Genomic DNA, 18,947 nt, shown 5'->3' with positions numbered 1-18,947 from the left:
GGCTCCCGCCGCGAGTTGGTTTAGAGCGATGCAGAGGGGGTCTTGACGCCCTTGGCGGCCTTGTGCAACGTGCCGGTCGTCGCGTCGAAGACGTACCGGTTGCGGTGGCGCAGCGCGAAGCCCTTGCCCTTCAAAGAAGAGGACGCGGCCTTGGTCAGCGACTCGGCGGTGGTGGCCGCTTGCGGGTCGGTGACCTTCTCCTTGGTCTCCTTCTTGTAGATCTTCACCAGGTCGAGCTGGTACTGGGCGTCCGTCGCCTCGCCCGTGTCTGACACGGTCAGGAACTCGGTCTCGCCGGCGTGCAGCTTCAGGTACTGGCAGTCCTCGGGCGTCGGCAGGCACGTGCCGTCGCCCTGGGCGACGATGTCGCCGGTGAGCTCGAAGATCGCGATCTTGCCGCCGTCCTCGACCCCGCGGTAGACCATGACCGGGTCCGTCTCGTCGGGGAGGACGGACAGGCGCTCGATCGTGCTCGTCTTGAGTTCCTCGCTGTCGGTGGTGCCGAAGCGGACCTTGACCGAGTAGGCCGGGACGGTGACCGTCGGCGAAGGCGTCGCGGTCGGAGCCGGGCTCGTCGGCGCCGTGGCGCCGCCACCGCCGGGGGACGCGGACGAGTCCGCCGGCGTCGCCGTCGGCGTGGCCGCCGCGGCGGCTTTCGCCTTCTTGGACTTCTTGACCTTCGGGAGCGCCTTGGGCTCGAACGGGTCCTTGAGCTGGCCGAGCGTGCGGCGACGCTCGGTCGTGTCCTCGCTCGCCGCGTCATCGGCGCTGACGAACGTCGCCGGCATGGCCTCGTCCTTGGCCCCGTGCGTCACGTTGGCGGCCACGACCGGAGCTTCCGGGTTCTTGGCGAGCATCAGCGGCACCGCGACCAGCGCGCCCACCAGCAGCAGGGCGACGGGCCAGAGCTTGCGCCGCACCAGGCCTTGCAGGGTGTCGGTGATCAGGTTCATCGGTCCTCAGTCCCGGTCGCGCTCGAGGTCGTGGTCGTAGCCGTGGTGGTGGTGGTGGTCTGGGTCGCGGTGCCGGGCGCGGCGGCCGCGGGCGCGGTCGTCTCCGGGACGATGTACGCGCTGGCCTTGACGTCGGCGACGAGCGTCGGCCAGCCCTTGCCGCCCGGCGTGAGCGAGATGGTCTCGAGGTGCATCAGGCGCCCGCGGACGTTGATCGCGTCGCCCTTGAGCGTCACGAACTGGTCGAGGCGCGCGAACAGGTTGCCGAGCGTCTGGAAGTCACCGCGGAAGGAGAAGCTGAAGGGCTGCGCGGAAAACGCGCCGACGTTGACCGCGCCCGGCGTGACCTTCACCGGCGCCGCCGTCCCGGCCGTCGGGGTGCCGGCGGACGAGGCGGCCGTCACGTTGATCGTGTCGAACGCGACGCCACTGCGCTTGGCCGACGTATCGAGCTGGACGAGCAGCGAACGCGTGTCGTCATCGGTCGGGACGGCCTTGCCGAGCCGCACGACCGTGGCGTAGTTCTCCTTGTAGGCGTCACGCGCGCCCTTGTACGTGGCGATCAGGGCCTGCGTCTGCGCGAGCTCCTGCTGCTTGGTGGCGACCTGCAGCGCGAGCGCATCGGCCTGCTGGCGCTTGGGCGCGAGCACGAGCTTGAAGTAGCCGCCGCCGGCGAGCGCCGTCACGACGACCACGATCAGGATGCGGAACGTGCGGCTCACGGAGTCGCCCCCTGCTGTGTCGTGGTGGAGGTGTCTGCGGCCGTACCGGGGGTGGCGGTCGGGGTCGCGGACGGGGTCGGCGTGGGCGTCGCTACGACCGTTCCGCCGGCGGTGGCCGGCGTAGCGGCCACGGCTTCGGCGTCGCCTTCGAAGAACATGACGACCTCGAACGCCGGCTTGGCGCCGACGCCGCACGGGGCGGCGTTGCGCCGTTCGGTCGCGGTGCCTCCCGCCGGGGCCGTGGTGACGGAGGTGGAGGCGGACTTCGACAGCGAGACGCGGCTGACGCCATCGATGTCTCGCAGGCGCGCCATCAGGCGGGCGACCTCGGTCTGGCCCGGCGCGCAGCCGGTCACCGTGATCGCCGGCGCCGAGATCGCGGAACGGATGCCCGATCCGCCGCTGGCCGTCGAGATGTCGCCGTTGAGTGACAGCAGCGTGACGTCCGCCGGGACGGCGCGGGAGAGATCGCGGAGCGCCTGCTCCCAATCGAAGCGCGACGACGCGAGGTCGCGTACGGTCTGCACGCGGGCCTTCGCCGTCGAGTCGTAGTCGGCGTAGGGCTTGAGCTGGTTGGCCTGGCTCTGCAGCGCTGTCTGGCTGGCGGTGACCTGGGCGAGGTCGACCGTGCGCTGCTTGATGGTGTTCTCGGCCAGGACGTAGCCGGCGGCGCCTGCGACGCAGGCGGCGAGCACGCCGAGGACGACAAAGGCGCCCGCGCCGCCCTTGGCCTCCGGGCCGGCGCCGAGCTCCGCGGAGACCTTGGAGGCGCCGCGAGTATCGGGGGGAAGGAGGTTGACGGCTCTCATCGCTCCTGGTATCGGCACCAGACTTCAGCGCCTTGAACCAGGTGGGGCCTTCCCCCTAGGGCCGCGATCCTTTACGTGAAGGTGTCGAGATACCAGTCGACGATCTCGTCGCCCGCGAACAGGCCGACGAGGCTGCCCAGCGCCAGCCAGGGGCCGAACGGGATGCCCTTCTTGCGGCCCTCCTGAGCCCCGTAGCGGGCGATGATGATCGCCCCCAGGACGGTCCCCGCGACGAGCGCGGCGAAGATCGCGGGCACGACCGCGCGCCCGAGGAAGAGCCCCATCACGGCGGCGAGCTTGACGTCCCCCATCCCCATCCCCGCGGGATAGACGATCGCCGCGACCAGGAAGAAACCGCCGGCGCCGAGCGCGGCGATCAGGTGCTCGACCAGCTCGTCGCTCTGGAAGGCGAGCACGAGCACGATCGCGGCGACCGCCCCGATCGCCGAGAGGACGTTGGGGATGATGTGGTACTCGAGATCGATCAGCGTGATCGGGACGAGCAAGAGGACGAAGACGATCGGCAGCCAGACGTCGGAGTCGGCGCCGAAGTGCAGGACGCACGCGGCGCACAGCAGGCCCGTGACGGCCTCGACGATCGGGTACTTGGGCGAGATCGGCGCCTTGCACGCGCGGCACTTCCCGCGCAGCCACAGCCACCCGAGGACCGGCACGTTGTCGTAGGGCTTGATCGGGGTCCCGCACTCAGGGCATGCCGAAGGCGGATGCAGCAAGGACTCGTGACGCGGGAGCCGGTAGGCCACCACGTTGAGGAAGGAGCCGACGATCGCTCCTAGGATCGCGGCCAGTACGGCCGCCACACCGACGCTCATCGGCGGTGGAGTGTGGCGGACCGGGGGCGGATGATGCGCCGCGCCTCTATGAGCGCTCGGCGATCGCGAGGCCGGCGGCGACCGTCAGGCGGCCCGCGTCGACGTCGTCAGGGGCGGGGATGACACGCGCCTCCAGCGGCAGGCGCAGCTGCTCGCTCAGACGCTCCACAAAGCCGGGGATCGTGGCCGCGGCGCCGGTGACGACGCCGAGCTCGACCGTCTCGGAGGAGTCCTGCGTGCGATAGAAGTTCAGCGAGGTCCGGATGCTGTCGGCGAGCTCGCGCACGCCGTCCTCCAACGCCAGGCGGGTCGCGCTGATCAGGTCCGCGTCGCCCTCGATGCCGTCCAGCGGCGCCGCAAGGCCGACGTGCGAGATCCACGCCCGCGCATGCTCGAGCGTGAGACCGCGGCGCTCGGCGAGGCCGGAGGCGATCGTCTCGACGCCGCCCGCGGAGGCACGGGTGAAGAGGCACCCGCTGGCGTTGGCGACGGCGACGTTGACCAGCCCCGCGACGTTGATGTAGAGGACCGCGCCCTCGTGCTCGGAGGCCAGCGCGCGGACCATGCCGAACGCGGAGAGGTCGATGCCCTCGAGCTTGAGACCGGCGCCTTCGAGGGCGGCGGCGGCGCGCTCGACCATCTCGCGGCGGACGGCGACGACGACGACGCGCGAACGCAGGCCGAGCGGCGTGTTGACGACGCCGAGCGGCTGGAAGTCCAGCACGGCCTCGTCCATCGGCATCGGGATGTGATCCGGCGCCGCGGCCTTGACCGCGGCGGAGAGCGCCTTCGGGTCGTCGAGGGTCGCCTCGAGGTCGAGCGTGCGCACGACGATGCGCTGATGCGCGATGCCGAGGCGGACGGTCTTGGGCAGATCGTGCTCGGCGAAGAGCGCCTTGATGGCGTCCGCGAGAGCGATCGGATCGGCGACCTCGCCGTCGCGCATGATGCCGGGCCGGAGCTCGGCGACCGCGCCGCGGGTCAGGGTGAGGGGGCCGTCGACAGAGACCTCGGCGGCAGCAACGTGGCCGGCGTCGAGCTCGAGCCCGACGACGCTGGCCTGCTGGGAACGCTTCTTCTTACGGAGCACGAGGCTTGTATCGGCAGCCGCCCAGGGCCCCTTGAGTGGGGTCTTAAACGCACGAAGCGGGCCCGAGGGCCCGCTTCGCGGAGGGTTCAGATCAGCGGGAGCTGACTACCAGCTGCCGACGGGGCCCTTGCAGCCGCCCGAGCCGGGATCGTCGCAGGAGCGGGTCACGCTGCCCGCGTTGTTCGTGATCGAGTAGACCGTGGCGTCCGAGCTCTTCGACGTCACCTTGATCGTGTAGGTGTTCAGCGTAGGCGTGCCAGTGTCGAGCGTCGGGGCGTTCTTGAGGGCCGGCTCGATGCCCTGCAGGACGAGGGCCGTAGCGCCGACGTACGTCTGGTTGTCGGTGTAGTAGGTCTCCATCGCGGTCTGCGCCGTGCGGACGTCGCTCTTGGCGGTGGTGTCCTGTGCCTTGGCGCGCTGGTTGAGGAACGCGGGGAGGGCGATCGCGGCAAGGATGCCGATGATCAAGATGACGACCAGGAGCTCGATGAGCGTGAAGCCCTTCTCGTCCTGAGCGCGCTGGCGAAGCTTGTGCAGCATGTGGGTGAACCCTCCTGAAGGGATCGTTGGGCCTGTGGTGTTTTGCCTTGCCAGGTCCTTGGTCCCGTTCTGCCGGAAGTGGCAGCCCGGCCGGCTCCGATCCGCGGAGCCCCGTGGCTTTGCGCCTCGCCCTCACGAGCGATTTGCCTTTGACACCTCGGTCTGGCTACCCCAGGTATCGGCACCCTTCGCTTCGATCTTTACCCCTCTCTAACCTCGTATGGGGTGTTGACCCGACGGATGACCCTCATCGTGCTTGTGCTGCTGGGCCTAATGGTCCTCGTCGTCACCGTGGCTCCGCCTGAGAATGGCGTGAAAACGCCCACAGGCGACGCTGCGGGGACGGCGCCACAGGTCGCCGGGCAGGCGCCGCTGACCGACCCGGACGCGTTCGACGTCACGGGGAAGCTCTCGGCGAACGCGGGAGCGCAGGAAAAGACGGTCCAGGCCGAGCTCGGCGACCGTGTCGAGCTGATCGTCGACGGCGACGTGATCGACAGCGTCGCGGTCGGCTACGTGTCCATGAAAGGCCTCGAACCGGGCATCCCTACCCGGTTCGAACTGCTGGCCGACACGCCTGGTGCCTACCCGGTCGTCCTCGTCAACGAGGAGCGCCAGATCGGCACGCTCGAAGTGCGCTAGTTGCCCTTGACGTACTCGTGGACGCGCACGATGTCCCATGCGGCGTCGACCGGCGTGAGGAAGTACGGCGGGGAGCGATAGCGGAAGCGATCGTCGTACCAGTAGTTCTTCAGGTAGCCGGATGTGTTGGACGTGGCCGTGCCGGTGCCGACGGGTCCGCGGTACTTCTGGACGATCGCGCCGGTGACGCTGAGCTGGCCGAGCTTGCCGCACTGGTAGTTGTCGACGATGAAGGAGTGCTGGAGCGCGAGGATCGCGGCCTCGATCGTCACGTTCGTGATCGCCGGCCACGATGTGGTGTCGGTGGTGCAGGGGTTGCCCGTGCGTGCCGAGCGATGCTGGACGCGGACGAAGTTGTTGGCGACGAGTCCGAGCATCGCGTCGTTGGAGCCGCTCTGCGTGAGGTTCGCATCGGTCTTGTCACTCGACGTCGGCGCGACGATGATGTCGTTCGCGGCCGCGATCGTCAGCGACTGCGAGTACGTGCCGCTGACGTAGACGTTCCCGCAGGTGGGCGACTCGTCATAGTCGGCCGCCGTCGGGATCTCCCCTTCGCACGGACCGTTGTTGGCGACGTACACGACGCCGCTCGTCGGCCACGCCGCGCCTGTGACGGTGCTGCCGTCGGCCTTCGTGATGTCCATCACGGTGCCGCGCAGGCGGATGCGGGTGAGGCCCGCGTACCGGCTCGAGCTGTTGAGCGCGATGCTCTCCAGCGCGGCGTTGCTGTCCGGCAGCGCGAGCTTCTGCGACTTGGTCTTGAACCCGCCGGGCAGGGCGGTGTTGATCGTCGGCGAGTCCTGGCAGGGCGGGTTCGGCGCCTGTGCCGGGGGCGGCGGTGGCGGCGTCGCGATGTGGCCGGTGCCGCCGCCTGAGACCTCGACCGTGTCGGTCTTCGTCGGGCGCGGGGTTCCGTCCTTGTTCAGCGTGCGCCCGAACGTCGGCGTGCTGCAGATGTAGAGGTTCTCGTCGTTGGTGTGCAGCGGGCCGTTGATCGCGTCGCCGGTGGCGAACTGGATCTCCGGGCAGCCCTTCCCTGCGCGCGCCGAGCGGTACTTGTCGGCGCAGTCGCGCTGCTGGTCCTCGCGCTTGTCCTTATCGGACTCCGCCGCCGGATCGCGGTTCTCGTAGTTGGTGAAGTAGACGAAGTTGAGGAAGCTGTCGCGCCGGAACGTGGCGATGATCGACCGGGTGCGGGTGGCCGTCGACGACGTGCGCCCGGTCGCCTTGATCTTGAACGTGCCCGTGTCGAGATCCACGAACGACTGCTGCTTGGTCGTGTCGCAGGACGTGTAGCCCGGGGCCGGGATCAGCTCGATCGTGTACTGGTCGGTCGCGCCCGGGATCGTCCGCCAGCGGCGCGGGTCCGCCCCGCTGCCGTCCCAGAGCTGGTTGACCGGGTTGAGCTCGCTCCCGTTGGGCGCCGGGCCCGAGGCGCACTTGGTCCAGTAGTCCGGGTCGACCTGGAGGCGATTGAGGTAGAAGTTCAAGCCGGCCTCGGCGGCGGCGTACGTCGACTTGCGCTGGACGGCCACGCCGGAGACCGGAAGGTCGCCGTTCGCGGCCGCGAACGCCGCGGCGACGAACATCGACGTCACGAACATGGCCATGATCACGATGAACATGGAGAAGCCGCGCTCCGCGCGTGCGTTGAGCTGCATGATCATGTCGTTGCGCATTTCGGCTGGGGGTCCTCGGCGTTGGGGTCCGCGGTCCGGACATAGACGTCGCCGGTCAGCACGGTCGAGCCTTTCGCGTCACCCGCGGCGGTGAGCACGCGGAACGTGACCGTGATCTTCGCGACGCTCTCGAGCTCGTCCGCCGTCAGAGCGCGTCCCACGCCGACCTCGTTGATCGGCTGCGGCGGGTCGGCGGCGTTGAACGTGAAGTAGCGGAACAGCGGGGTGGGATCGGCGGTGCTGCCGACCGGCGTGTACAGCGAGACGTTCGTCAGGACCTGACGTGTCGTCGTCGTCACGCCCGCGTAGGTGTAGGAGACCTTGCCACCGACCCACTTACCGGGAATCGTGGTCTCGGTCAGGGTGCCGTTGACGGGGTTCGACAGCGTGAGCGTGCGCAGCGCCGGGGCGGGCAGGACGCCGCTGACGAGTGTCTCGCTGCTGAAGTCCGTGAACGGCGTGACCGCCGTGGGCGAGGCGGAGTAGAGCGACCGTGAGCCGGTCATCAGGGCGTCGTCGCCGCGCCACGCGCAGACCTGCGAGCGCAGCAACCGGGTGACCTGGTCCATCGCGGTCCGCGCGCGCTGGACGGTCTCGACGCGGCTCGCGATCTCGCCGGTGCGTTTCATCACGAAGTCGATCAGCGAGAAGGTCGCGAGCGAGACCGTGAGCGCGATGATCAGCGTGATCAGCAGCTCGGGCAGCGTGAAGCCGCGCTCGTCGTGGCGAAGGCGGTTCAGCATGTGGACGCCGTGACCCAGTTGCCGGTCGTGGGCGAGAGCTCGAGCGTCGATGCCCGCCCGCTCGGCGCGGTGTTGACGTAGTCGCTCGGCGTGTAGGTCTTCTTCGTCGTGTACGTCTGGTCCAGGAAGCACAACGTGTAGGTGCCGAATGGCAGGCCTGCGTCGAACGCTGTGACGTTCTGCGCGACGAAGTTGGTGGTCGCGTTCGCGCCTGCCGGCTTGGGGCCGTAGGTGGCGGTCGGCCAGTCCTTGAGCGCCAGCGGGAAGTACGTCGAGTAGGCAGACACACAGGTGTCGGTCGAGCCCGAGGGCTTGACGAGCTTCGCGTAGACCTGGATCGTGCTCGTGGTCGTCGTCGTACTCAGCGCGGTGCCCTTGGAGTCCTTCAACAGACGGACGTTGAGCGCCGGCTGGAAGACGGTCGCCTGCTGCGGCTGGAAGACCGTCGGGTCGCCCTGCACCGCCGCGAGCGCGTTGACCGTCGTGAAGTAGGTCGAGAACCCGCTCGACGCCTTCGTCGGGCTCATGTAGCCGCAGTCGCCCGTGAAGTAGCTGTAGGGCGAGTTGTAATACGGGAAGAGGTCGGGCGAGTCGAACACGGTGGCGACCGTCGCCGGGGCGACCGGCTTGAACGTCCGCAGGACCGCCGTGTCGGCGGCCTGGTCGGAGACGCTCAAGGCCTGCGACGCAACCGCGGTGCTCGCCGTCGGGCTGAACGTGTCCCCCGGGTGCAGGGTCTTGACCGTGATCTTCATGTTGACCTTGCGGTCGTAGGTCAGCGAGACGTTGTTGATGTAGTTCGGGTTGACGGTCGTCGTCGTCTCGAGCAACTGGTTGCCGGCCTTGCTGATCCATCCGCTGGTGTTCACGCCGACCGTGTAGGCGCCGACCGGGATCGAGCGGAAGAGCGCGCAGCCCTGGCCGTTGGTCACTGCCGGCGTGAGGGGCGTTCCGTCGTCGGCCTTGGCGTTGACCGTCATCGACGGGACGCCGACGCCGGCGCGGTCCACCACCCGGACGGCGAGCGTGCCGTGGTCCTGGCCGTAGACGACCGACGGGGCGACCATCGACTCGATCCGCACCGGGGCGATCCGCGATCCGACGATGGTGGACGTGACGGTCGAGACGATCCGCAGGTACTCGGCCTGCTTCTGGGCCGCCGTGCCGCACGCCGGGACGGCGTTGGCGTCGTCGGTGATCCACGAGGCCTCGGACTTGATCGAGTAGGTGACGTTGTCGATCGTCACCGGATTGGCCTGCGGCACGGTCGCGAGCGCATCGAAGCGGTAGGAGCGCAGCCGCTCCTGATCCTGCTCCGCGAGCGAGCCGGCGACGGCGCGGGCCTTCTCACGGGCGGTCGACAGCGACGCTCCGTCGATGCCGGAGAGCACGGCGAGGGCGAGGAGCGCGAGCACCGCGGCACTCACGATGACCTCGATGAGGGCGTAGCCGGCCTGGTCGCTCGAGTGTTCCATCGACTTCTTCATCGACCATTGCGGCGCGCGAGTTGAGGGTCGCCGGACGCGGATGGGGTGCCGACCCGAGACGCGGCTCACCAGCGGTTGCCGCTCGCGTCCGCGGTGGCCCGGCAGGCGCCCGTTCCGGGCAGCGAGCAGTCGCGGATGCTTTCGCCCGAGCTGTTGCGCTCCAGCGAGAACCGCGCCCCGGGGGCGGCGAGCGAGTCGACCGCGACCGTGTACGTCGTGGCCGTCGAGGTCACGGTGAGGCCGCGGGCCTGGCCGAGCGAGCGCTCGATCTTGGCCAGATCGTCCGGCGTCGCCGCGCCGTAGCCGCCGTGGTCGGTGCCGTACGCCTCGATCGCCTTCGCGGCGGTGACGACCGTGGTCTTCGCTTCGGCGTCCTGGGCTTTCCCTTGCTGATTGAGCAGCAGGGCGACGCTGATCGCCATCAGGATGCCGATGATGAGGACGGCGACGAGGAGCTCGACGAGGGTGTATCCGTCGTCGGCGCGAGGGCTCAAGCGTTGCATCTGCCCGGGTGGTCGGCCCGGGGAGCTCGATCTTTACTCCGGTGTGTCGGCTGGGTGGCCCTCGCGGGCCGGCGCCTGCGCGTCACGCGCGGCGTCGAAGCGGCCGGTGCCTTCGCACCAGGGGCAGCGCACGCGGTGCGCCTCGCCGCCGAGTCCGGAGATCAACTCGCCGGTGCCGCGGCAGGGCGTGCAGGTGCTGGGATCGTGCTCGGTTGGGGCGCTCACGGCGGGAGAGCCTAGAAGCCCGGGGGCGCGACGCTGCCCGTCGGCCCCTTCGGAGGGGCGCTGACCGCCGGGTCGGCCGACTTGTCGGTGGGCAACGCCTTGCGCATCGTGGGCGGGACTTCGCGGTCGGTGATCGGCCGCAGGAGGCCGTACGCGCGGAAGGCCGTCTCGGCGTTCGCGGGCTCCTGGACGCGGAAGAGGAAGCCGGGCACCGCGGGGACGCCGAGCGGGGAGCGGGCCACGAGCGCCTCGAGCACCTCGGGCTTCATCGCCTCCTTGAGCTCGTTCGGGCCCAGCGGCTTCGTGAAGAGCAGCGCGCCGGTGGGCGCGTCGTCCTCGATCAGCGTGAGCGCCGAGCCGCCGATATTCGTCCACAACCACCCCTCGATGCCCTCTTCGCGCGGCACGACCGCGGTCGCGGAGAGGCGGCGGAGGATCGGGAATCGCCCTGCGGTTCCGCGGACTTTGGCGGGTCCGCGATCGACCTGGGCGAGGTGGAGCTGGCCGAGGGTGAGCTTCAGCGGCACCCTCAGGATCGAGTCGACCTCGAGGGTTGCTCCGTCGGGGCTCAGGCGAAGCGCGTCGGGCGCCATGCGCCGGCCGGACTCGAACGCGACCGTGACCGAGCGGGTGGCCCCGGTTCCGAGCGTGGGTGGTGCGGATGACATCGCCTGGGATCGTAGTCAGCGATAGGCGACGAGGAGAAGCGCGCGGTCGTCGATCGCGGTGCCGGCCTGGAACGCCTTGAGGGTTTCGTCGATCGTGTCGAGGATCTTCTGCGGCTCGGCGGGCGCGTGTTCGAGCGTGTGGGCGAGGCGATCGGTGCCGAAACGGTCGCTCGTTCCCGGGGTGTCGGTGACGCCGTCGGTGTAGAGCAGCACCGCGTCGCCCGGCTCGAGGATCGTCGTCTCCTCCGCGAACGTCTGCCCCGGCGAGACGCCGAGCAGGATGCCGGTGGGGCCGATCGCGGTGACGGCGTTCTGTTGCGCGTGCCGGCGCAGCAGCGGCGGCGGGTGGCCGGCGGCCGCGATCGTCAGCTCGTTGGCGTGCAGATGCAGCGTCACCAGGGTGACCGGGGACAGGCGGGCCTGCTCGGCCAGGATCTCGTTGACGAGCGCCAGGATCGCGCCCGGGCGCGGGTCGAAGCGCGCGGCGGTGCGGACCGAATGGCGGACGAGGCTCGTCAGCGCCGCCGCCTCGATGCCCTTGCCGGTGACGTCGCCGAGGAAGATCAGGTGGCCGCCGCCCGCGGTGGGGACGATGTCGTAGAAGTCGCCCCCGACCTCCGCTCCCAGCTCCCCCGCCTGATAGCTCGCGGCGATGGAGAAGCCGGCGATATGCGGGATTTCTTCGGGCAGCAGGCTGGCCTGAAGCGTGTGCGCGACGCGTTCCTGCGCGGCGTAGAGGCGAGCGTTCTGGACGGCGGTCGCCGCCCGCAGCCCGAGGTCCTGGGCGAACGCGAAGTCGTCCTCGTCGAAGCGGCGGCCGCTGTCGGCGGTGACGAACGTGATCGCGCCGAGGGTGTCCTCGCCCGAGCGCATCGGGACGATCATCACCGAACGCATGCCGATGTCGCGGATCGCCCGCAGCTGGTCCGGGTCGTCGATCAGCTGCTCGAGCAGCTCGTCCGGGATCTCCTTGTACAGCTCTGCCGGGGCGCCTGCGAGCACGGCCGGGACGCCGCTCGCGGCCACGGGGTCGGGCGGGTAACGGCGGCGCAGCTCGTTGGCCATCGCGACCTTCTCGGGATCGGTGTGAGCGAGCGCGACCTGCTCGATGGCACCGTCGCGGCCGGGGAGGTCGACCGCGCACCAGTCCGCGAGCCACGGCACCGCCAGCGCGGCGACGTGCCTGAGCGTCTCCTCGTAGTCGAGGCTGGACGCGAGCACCTGGCCGGCGCGGGCGAGGAAGCGCTGGCGCTGCTCGGCCTCCTTGGCCCGCGTGACGTCCTCGATGATGTTGATCGCGAAGTTGCGGCCCTGATCGGTCAGCGGGCTGGCCTTCGTGAGCAGCCAGAACGCCCGCCCGGTCGTCTTGTCGATGGTGCGGGTGAGCATCTCGGGCGCGGGCTCGTTGCGTACCAGGCGGCGGCCGGGGAAGTCGTCGATGTTGACCGGGTCGCCCTGTTCGTCGGTGATCACGAAGCGGGCGGCGAGCTCCCCGGGCCGCGCGCGGGTGACCTCCTCCGGCGACGTCCGGCCGAGCAGCCGGGTGGCCGCTTGGTTGGCATAGATCGTGCGGCCCTGGTCGTCGTTGACCGTCACCGCCTCCGCGAGGCCGTTGAGGATGCCGTCCAGACGCGCTCGCGTGGATCGCAGATCGCTCACCAGCCGCGCGTTGGCCAGCACCAGCGCGACCCGTCCGGCGACGATCGTGAAGAACTGCAGGTCCTCCTCGTCGTAGGCGCCGGTGGTCGTCGTGAGGCCGAGGTGGCCGGTGATCTCGCCCTGGCTGAGCAAGGGGACGACCGCGCGGGTGTGGTGTTCGAGCAGGCGCGCCGGGCCGCTGAGCTCGGCGGCGGGCGGGTCTGCGCCGTGCTCGAACAGGCGCCGAGGCTCGCCGTCGGGCTCGATGAGGTCGACCCAGCAACCGTCGGCCGCGGCGGGCACGAGCGACTCGGCGAGGCCCGCGATGGCGTCGTTGAGCGTGTGGGCGCTCGACAGCCGTCCGACGGAGGCGAGGATCGCCATCCGCCCCCGCTGCTCCGCGGCCTTCTCGAGCGCCGCGGCCGCGAGCGTGGCGAGGATGCCGCCGACCGTGACGATCGTGATTCGCAGGAAGTGGTCGGTGCTGCCCGCGTAGTGGTTCCAGTACCCGCTGGCGATCGCCAGGATGACCGCCAGCACGGCCATCGCCGCGGTCGCCCGGGCGTGCCCGGTGACCGCGAGCCCGAACGGCGCGAGCACGAACGCCGTCGTGAAGACGACCTGATCGGCCGACGCGACGTCGATCACCACCAGTATCCCCTGCAGGACGAGGGCCAGCGCGATCCAGCGGGCGACCCCTGGGCGGCGGCCTCGAGCCCGTGCGGTACGGCGCGAGGGACCGTCTCCAGCCACTTGTAGGGGTGATCCTATTGCTGCGCGCGCGCCTCCCGCGCGGCCTCGCCGAGCAGCCGCTCGACGAGCACTGTGTCCTTCCACTCGTTATCGAGCCGGCCGTGGTGGCGCTGGATGCCCACTTCGGTGAACCCGGCCGCCCGGTGCAGGCTCAGGCTCGCCTGGTTCGTGGTGAACACGCGGCTTGTGAGCTTGTAGTAGCCGGCGACCTCGGACGCGTCCGCGAGGGCGTCCAGGAGCTTGACGCCGACACCCTTCCCGCGCGCGTCGGGCGCCACGTACACCGCGTGCTCCCCCACCCCCGCGTACGCCCGCCGGGTCGAGTACGCGGACACCCGCGCGAAGCCGAGGACGGTGTGCGTGTCGCCGTCGGTCGCGACAATGAACGGCCGCCCCTCCTCGAGCCACCCCAGGATCTCGTTGGGCCGTCGTGGGCGCGTCTCGAACGTCGCCTGTCGCTCGGCGATCCCGTGGTTGTAGATCGCGGCGACGGCCTCCGCGTCGTCAGGCTGGGCGGGGCGGACGTCGATCGTTGCGGGCGCCATGCGACAGCAATGATGGCTCAGGCGGTGGCGGCGAGCTCATGCTCGGCCTCGGCGCCGAGCAGGCGCGTGACTTCTTCCAGGGCGCGTTCGGCGCGGTTGATCTCGGCGTTCAGGTGGCGGCGGCGGGCGCGGGTCGCGTCGTGGGTGGTGCCGGCGGCTGTCGTGAGTGCGTTCAGATCGCGCTGGAGGGCGTCGAGCTGCTGCCGTAGCCGGTGGGCGGCGCCGCGGTCGAGTTCGTAGACGCCCGCGCGGATGCCGCGCCGGACCGCCGGGGAGCGGCTGATCTGGGTGAGGAAGACGGCCAGCGGGTCCTTGCCGGCGATCGTGTGGCCCGCGCGCTCGAGCAGCTCGTACCACTCGCGATAGTGCATGGCCTCGCGGCCGTTGCCAGCCAGCAGCGCGACGGCCACCTCGCGGATATCGGGGCCGCGCAGGGCGTGGTCGTCGCCGGCGCGCGGTTCGTGCTCTGCCTCCGGAGATGCCGTCGGCGCGAGGCGATCGAGGAGCCCACGCCGTTCGTCGATCTCCTCGAGCCCGTGCTCGATCCGCGCGAGCGCCGCCCGCAGCTCCTCGGCCTGACGTGCCAACCGGGCGCGGTGGCGCTCGAGCTCCTCGCGTTCCGCCGCGACGGCGCGAACCAGGCGGGCGGACGGTTGCGGGGCGGCGGCGGGCATCGGCCTTCGGTTCTACACGCCACCCCGGACCGCGCGGCGTGCCGGCCTGTGCGTAGCTTGTTCATACGCGCCCCGTGGGTGCGCATGTGCGCCACATCGCTGTGCACAGGTCTGTGGGTAAGTGCGAAATTCCCCGCAAAGTGCGACAGTCCGCGTGGGATTCGCGGCTGCTCGTGGCGAAACGGCCGCGATTCCGTCCGAGCCCGGCGGGACCCTACGCGGCCCTACGTGGAACTGCGTAGAACCCGGAAGGAGCACGTCGCGATGCCACACCACTCCCCCACGCTCTTCGACGCCGCTTCGCCCAACGGCGACGAATTCCTGCTGCTCGACGACCTGGTCACGCTCGTCGCGCTCGGGCTGCTCGAGGAGCGCCCGACCCCGAACGGCCCCGTCTATGCACTCACCGAGTTCGGTCTGGAGGTGCCGGAGTTCGGACCGTGATCTAGCCTTGAGATATGTGCCGCAATATCCGCCAGCTCCACAACTTCGAGCCGCCCGCGACCCGCGATGAGATGCACGCCTCAGCGCTTCAGTACGTCCGGAAGATCAGCGGCTCGACGAAGCCGTCGCAGGCGAACCAGGAGGCCTTCGACCGCGCGGTCGCGGAGGTCGTCGAGGCGACGGCCCGCCTGCTCGATCATCTGGTGACCACCGCGCCGCCGAAGAACCGCGAGGAAGAGGCCGCGAAGGCCAAGGCCCGCGCGGCGCAGCGCTACGCCGCCTGAGCTCAGCTCTGCAGGTGCTCGGCCAGCGAGACCGCGGCGCGGCCGGTGAGGTCGCGCATGGCGGGGCTGAGCACGTCGAGGCTGCCGTCGCGAATGGCTTGGTAGGACGTGACCCAGCCGCGGATCTCCCAGTCGGGCGCGCCGTAGCTCTCGCGTGAGGCGTAGGCCTGCTCGTCGGTCTCGTCCTCGTAGCGCGCGCCGAGGAGCTCCGCGGCCTCGGCGAGGCTGAAGCTCGAGGGGCCGGTGAGGTCGTAGGTGGCGCCGTCGTGGCCGTCGGTGGTCAGGACCGCGGACGCGGCCGCGGCGATGTCGTCGCGCAGGATCGCCGAGACGCGGCCATCGCCGGCCGGGCCGCGGATCGCGCCGTCCGGCGCGACCAGGCCGGGGATGAAGTCCATGTAGAGGTTCATCCGCAGGAAGGTCCACGCGAGTCCGGTGGCGCGAATGTGCTCTTCGGTCGCCCAGTGGTCGCGGGCGAGCGTGAAGGTCGCGTCGGGGGCGGCGTTGAGGAACGACAGGTAGACGAGCCGACCGACGCCCGCGGCCAGCGCGGCATCGACCGCGGTCTTGTGCTGCTCCACCCGCTCGGCGTTCTCGGCGGCGGGGATCAGGAAGACGGTCGTGGCGCCCTCGAACGCGGCGGTCATCTCGTCGCGGGCGCCGTAGTCGGAGGCGACGCGGACGTCGTCGGCGCCGGGGGCGGCGCGGCTCGCGTCACGCACGACCGACCGATGCGGCACGCCGGCCTCGACCAATCGCGCCACGACGCGGCGCCCCACCTCACCCGTCGCTCCCGTGACCGCGATCATGGCCTCACCTTAGGAGTCTGTTGACGGATGGTCGGTCCGACCATTCGTCAACAGGCTCATAGGCGCCCGCCCAGGCCGGAGGCGCGGGCGACCGGCCGTGCCACGGCCGCGCGGATCGTCTCCTCGGTGCCGGCCAGGATGAGGTGGGATTGCGCGCGGGTCACCGCCGTGTAGAGCAATTCGCGGGTGAGGACCTGCGACGTGACCGCGGGGAGCAGGACGGCCGCGGTCCCGAACTGCGATCCCTGGCTCTTGTGCACGGTCATCGCGTACACGGTGTCGACCGCGCCCAGGCGCGCGGGCGGGAACAGGACGACCTCGCCCTGGCGCTCGAACGCGGCGGTCGTGCGGCCATGCTCGGTCGCGACGACGACGCCGGTGTCGCCGTTGTAGAGGCGGAGTCCGTAGTCGTTCTCGGTGACGAGCAGCGGGCGTCCCGGGTACCAGCGCCCGCGCTCGAGCTCACCCGCGAGCCAGGCCTCGATGCGCGCGGTCCAGACACTCACGCCGTACGCGCCGCGGCGGTGGGCGCAAAGCACCCGGAACGCTCCGAGCGCCTTGATCGCCGTGTCGGCGTCGCCTGCGCGCGCCGCGGCGATCACCGCCCGGGCGGCGCTGACCGCCCCGTCGCGGACGGGTGCCAGCGCCGCCTGGGACGCCGGATCGCCCACGTCGACCGGGATCCAGCTCACGTCCTCGTGACCCGCCTTGAGCGCGGCGATGACGGCGTCCTGGTCGCCGGTGCGGATGCCGGCGGCGAGCTCGTCGATGCCCTTGCCGTAGCGATACACGTGCTCGAGGACGACCACGCCGTCGCCCCCGGCGCGCACGATGTCCCCCAGCACCGCGCCGGCCTCGATCGACGTCAGCTGCCCCGGATCGCCCACCAGCACGAGCCGCGCCTGCGGGCGCACCGCCTCCACCAGGCGCGCCATCAGCGACAGCGACACCATCGAGGTCTCGTCGACGATCACCACATCGTGCGGGAGCCGGTTGCCGCGGTTGTGGCGAAAACGGCTGTGGCTGTCCGGACGCCAGCCCAGCAGCCGGTGCAGCGTCGAGGCGTTGAGGGCGAGCAGCGCGTCCCGGACGCTCGAGGAGACGTCGAGCTTGGCCGCCTCGGCATGAACGGCCTCCTCGAGCCGCGCGGCCGCCTTGCCGGTGGGCGCCGCGAGGGCGATCAGCGGAGCGGGCGCGCCCGCGGCCTCGGCCTGCTCGGCGAGCAACGCGACGATCCGCGCGACCGTCGTGGTCTTGCCCGTTCCCGGCCCGCCGGCCACGACCGCGAACCGTCGCCGGACGGCGGTCGCCACGGCGGCGCGCTGAAGCGCATCGGGCGTGTCAGCCGCCGGCGCGTTCTGGGGCTCGACCGATCGGGGCAGGAAGACGCGCGCGATGCCATCGGCGAGCACGGCCTCGTCGATCGACTGTTGGCCGCCGAGGGCCTGCAGGTCGGCGGCGACCTGCCGTTCCTCCCTCCAGTACCGGTCGAGGTAGAGGGCGTTGCCGACGAGCCGCAGTGGGCGGCTTTCCGCGAACTCCTCACCGACGGCGACGAGCGGGCTCGCCTGGAGTGCGCGGGTCCAGGTCTCGACCTCCGGCCACGGAAGCGTGGTGAGGTCGACGGGTTCCTCCGACTCGACGGTGGCGGTCTCGTGGATCGTGGCGATGTCGACGAACACGTGGCCGAGGCGCGGGGCACGCACGGCGAGGGCGGCCGCGAGGGCGATCGTCTCGTCGGTCTCGCCCGTGATCGTCGCCAGGCGGACGGCGACGTGCACGTCGGCCGCCGCGAGCACGCCGATGTCGTTGAACGCGCGCAGGAGCCCGGGTGCGTGGCGCGCGCGGCGGACGTCGTACGGATCGTCGGGGCGTGGGCTGCCGGCGACCGCGCTCATGCTGCCCCTCGATCGAGGACGTCGCTGAGCGCGAGGACCAGCGGCGCGGGCGGACGCCACGCGAACACCCCGCACGGGGTGCCGTCCACGGTCGGCGTGTCCGGCCCGGTCATCCCGCGCACGAAGAGGTAGAGGACTCCGGCGAGGTGGCGCTCGGGGTCGTACCCGCGCAGTCGCCAGCGCAGGTACCGGTGCAGCGCCGCCGTGTAGAGCAGGGCCTGGAGGCCGTAGTGGGCGTGCTCCATCTCGGCCGCGAGCGCCGCGGGGCGGTGGTGCCACGCGGTGAGCGCCTCGCCGGGCGCGGCCAGCCAGTTCGTCTTGTAGTCGGCGATCGCGAACGCGTCCCCGACCCGCACGACGAGGTCGATGCTGCCGGTCAGGTAGCCGCGAACGCTGGCGCGCAACTCGGGGTCTTCGAGGCGATCGGCGTACCCGGCCAGCGGGTCGCCCGGGGCGAGATGCGCCCGCAGGACCGCGCCGATCGCCGCGGGCGTGAGCTCGCCCGTCGGTTCGTCACCGCCGACGAGCGGCAGCTCGAACGTCAGCTCGTCGAGCCGATCCTCGCGGCGGACGTCGCGCAGGCGCAGACCGCCGACGAGCGGGCCGAGCGGCGTCTCGATCGCGGCGCGCAGCCCGGCGATGATCGTCGCGCGGTCACCGATGTCCACGGGCCGCCGCGCCAGCGCCGCCCCGACGGTCCGCGCGAGCTCGGCGTCGAGGTCGTCCGCGGCGAAGTCGGTGGCCTCGAACACCGTGTGGGCGAACGTGCCGAACTCGGTCCCGCCCGGGCCGGCGGCGAGAATCGACGGAACCGCGGCGAGTGCGTCCTCGGTTGCGGACGCGGGAAGCGGGTCGGCCGGGGGACCGAGGTCGTCGAGGGAGAACAGCGCAGGCGGCGAATCGGCGGCCGCGGACGGCCCGGCGGGCGCGGACGGCGAGGCCGCAGGCGGGCGCGGCGAGCCGACGGGCGCGAACGGCGTGGCGAGCGGCGGATCGGCGGGCGCGGGC

21 protein-coding genes and 1 riboswitch are annotated in these 18,947 nt (G+C 71.0%); of the genes, 3 read left to right on the top strand and 18 right to left on the bottom strand.

Annotation, left to right across the window (positions count from 1 at the left end; genetic code table 11):
• Nucleotides 1-20 precede the first annotated feature (20 nt).
• From OM076_RS39565 to OM076_RS39540, 6 genes are all read right to left on the bottom strand, one after another.
• Entirely contained in the window at nt 21-953 is a 933-nt protein-coding gene (locus OM076_RS39565) for a hypothetical protein (RefSeq protein ID WP_270045713.1), read from the bottom strand.
• On the bottom strand, nt 950-1,675 hold the full coding sequence (locus OM076_RS39560) for a type IV pilus inner membrane component PilO (RefSeq protein ID WP_270045712.1): 726 nt from the start codon (nt 1,673-1,675) through the stop codon (nt 950-952). Before OM076_RS39560 ends, OM076_RS39565 begins: the two co-directional genes overlap by 4 nt.
• A complete protein-coding gene (locus tag OM076_RS39555; RefSeq protein WP_270045711.1) occupies nt 1,672-2,484 on the bottom strand; it encodes a PilN domain-containing protein in 813 nt (270 codons plus the stop codon). The genes OM076_RS39560 and OM076_RS39555 overlap by 4 nt, the downstream gene beginning before the upstream one ends.
• A 71-nt stretch (nt 2,485-2,555) precedes the next feature.
• Nucleotides 2,556-3,317 (bottom strand): prepilin peptidase, encoded by a 762-nt coding sequence (locus tag OM076_RS39550; RefSeq protein WP_270045710.1) that lies wholly within the window; start codon nt 3,315-3,317, stop codon nt 2,556-2,558.
• Nucleotides 3,318-3,363: 46 nt separating this feature from the next.
• Complete coding sequence (gene pilM, locus OM076_RS39545; protein WP_270045709.1) at nt 3,364-4,407, bottom strand: pilus assembly protein PilM; 1,044 nt, start codon at nt 4,405-4,407, stop codon at nt 3,364-3,366.
• A 105-nt stretch (nt 4,408-4,512) separates the two neighbouring features.
• Nucleotides 4,513-4,947 (bottom strand): type IV pilin protein, encoded by a 435-nt coding sequence (locus OM076_RS39540; RefSeq protein WP_270045708.1) that lies wholly within the window; start codon nt 4,945-4,947, stop codon nt 4,513-4,515.
• 77 nt (nt 4,948-5,024) lie between these two features.
• Nucleotides 5,025-5,105: riboswitch (cyclic di-GMP riboswitch) on the bottom strand.
• Nucleotides 5,106-5,259: 154 nt separating this feature from the next.
• Here OM076_RS39540 and OM076_RS39535 point away from each other — a divergent pair.
• The gene (locus OM076_RS39535; protein ID WP_270045707.1) at nt 5,260-5,589 is read left to right on the top strand and encodes a hypothetical protein; all 330 of its coding nucleotides are present in this window, start codon (nt 5,260-5,262) and stop codon (nt 5,587-5,589) included.
• On the opposite strand, the gene OM076_RS39530 is transcribed toward OM076_RS39535, so the two are convergent.
• The 9 genes from OM076_RS39530 to OM076_RS39490 all read right to left on the bottom strand — a co-directional run bounded on the left by OM076_RS39530 (nt 5,586) and on the right by OM076_RS39490 (nt 14,504).
• Entirely contained in the window at nt 5,586-7,268 is a 1,683-nt protein-coding gene (locus tag OM076_RS39530; RefSeq protein ID WP_270045706.1) for a hypothetical protein, read from the bottom strand. The genes OM076_RS39535 and OM076_RS39530 overlap by 4 nt on opposite strands.
• Complete coding sequence (locus OM076_RS39525) at nt 7,253-8,011, bottom strand: PilW family protein (protein WP_270045705.1); 759 nt, start codon at nt 8,009-8,011, stop codon at nt 7,253-7,255. Before OM076_RS39525 ends, OM076_RS39530 begins: the two co-directional genes overlap by 16 nt.
• A complete protein-coding gene (locus OM076_RS39520) occupies nt 8,005-9,486 on the bottom strand; it encodes a carboxypeptidase-like regulatory domain-containing protein (protein ID WP_270045704.1) in 1,482 nt (493 codons plus the stop codon). The genes OM076_RS39525 and OM076_RS39520 overlap by 7 nt, the downstream gene beginning before the upstream one ends.
• 77 nt (nt 9,487-9,563) lie before the next feature.
• Nucleotides 9,564-9,992, bottom strand: a complete 429-nt coding sequence (locus OM076_RS39515) for a type IV pilin protein (protein WP_270045703.1) — start codon at nt 9,990-9,992, stop codon at nt 9,564-9,566.
• Nucleotides 9,993-10,034: 42 nt separating this feature from the next.
• Entirely contained in the window at nt 10,035-10,226 is a 192-nt protein-coding gene (locus OM076_RS39510; protein WP_270045702.1) for a hypothetical protein, read from the bottom strand.
• Between the two features lie 11 nt (nt 10,227-10,237).
• Nucleotides 10,238-10,894 (bottom strand): hypothetical protein, encoded by a 657-nt coding sequence (locus OM076_RS39505; protein WP_270045701.1) that lies wholly within the window; start codon nt 10,892-10,894, stop codon nt 10,238-10,240.
• A gap of 15 nt (nt 10,895-10,909) precedes the next feature.
• Nucleotides 10,910-13,285: a SpoIIE family protein phosphatase gene (locus tag OM076_RS39500; protein ID WP_270045700.1), complete on the bottom strand. Its 2,376-nt coding sequence runs from the start codon at nt 13,283-13,285 to the stop codon at nt 10,910-10,912.
• A gap of 14 nt (nt 13,286-13,299) precedes the next feature.
• A complete protein-coding gene (locus OM076_RS39495; RefSeq protein ID WP_270045699.1) occupies nt 13,300-13,830 on the bottom strand; it encodes an arsinothricin resistance N-acetyltransferase ArsN1 family A in 531 nt (176 codons plus the stop codon).
• A 17-nt stretch (nt 13,831-13,847) separates the two neighbouring features.
• Nucleotides 13,848-14,504: a hypothetical protein gene (locus tag OM076_RS39490; protein WP_270045698.1), complete on the bottom strand. Its 657-nt coding sequence runs from the start codon at nt 14,502-14,504 to the stop codon at nt 13,848-13,850.
• Nucleotides 14,505-14,768: 264 nt separating this feature from the next.
• On the opposite strand from OM076_RS39490, the gene OM076_RS39485 reads away from it, so the two are divergent.
• Entirely contained in the window at nt 14,769-14,948 is a 180-nt protein-coding gene (locus OM076_RS39485; protein WP_270045697.1) for a hypothetical protein, read from the top strand.
• Between the two features lie 14 nt (nt 14,949-14,962).
• Entirely contained in the window at nt 14,963-15,232 is a 270-nt protein-coding gene (locus OM076_RS39480) for a DUF2277 domain-containing protein (protein ID WP_270045696.1), read from the top strand.
• A gap of 2 nt (nt 15,233-15,234) precedes the next feature.
• Here OM076_RS39480 and OM076_RS39475 read toward each other — a convergent pair whose 3' ends face one another.
• From OM076_RS39475 to OM076_RS39465, 3 genes are all read right to left on the bottom strand, one after another.
• Nucleotides 15,235-16,041: an SDR family oxidoreductase gene (locus tag OM076_RS39475; RefSeq protein ID WP_270045695.1), complete on the bottom strand. Its 807-nt coding sequence runs from the start codon at nt 16,039-16,041 to the stop codon at nt 15,235-15,237.
• Nucleotides 16,042-16,097: 56 nt separating this feature from the next.
• Nucleotides 16,098-17,939, bottom strand: coding sequence for an exodeoxyribonuclease V subunit alpha (recD, locus tag OM076_RS39470; RefSeq protein WP_270045693.1), 1,842 nt, complete (start codon nt 17,937-17,939; stop codon nt 16,098-16,100).
• Nucleotides 17,936-18,947: PD-(D/E)XK nuclease family protein (locus OM076_RS39465; protein ID WP_270045692.1), on the bottom strand; the 1,012-nt coding region annotated here is incomplete at its 5' end. The genes OM076_RS39465 and recD, both read right to left, overlap by 4 nt.

The sequence above is a fragment of the Solirubrobacter ginsenosidimutans genome, from assembly GCF_027587205.1.
This window is presented reverse-complemented; position numbering and strand designations above follow the sequence as displayed.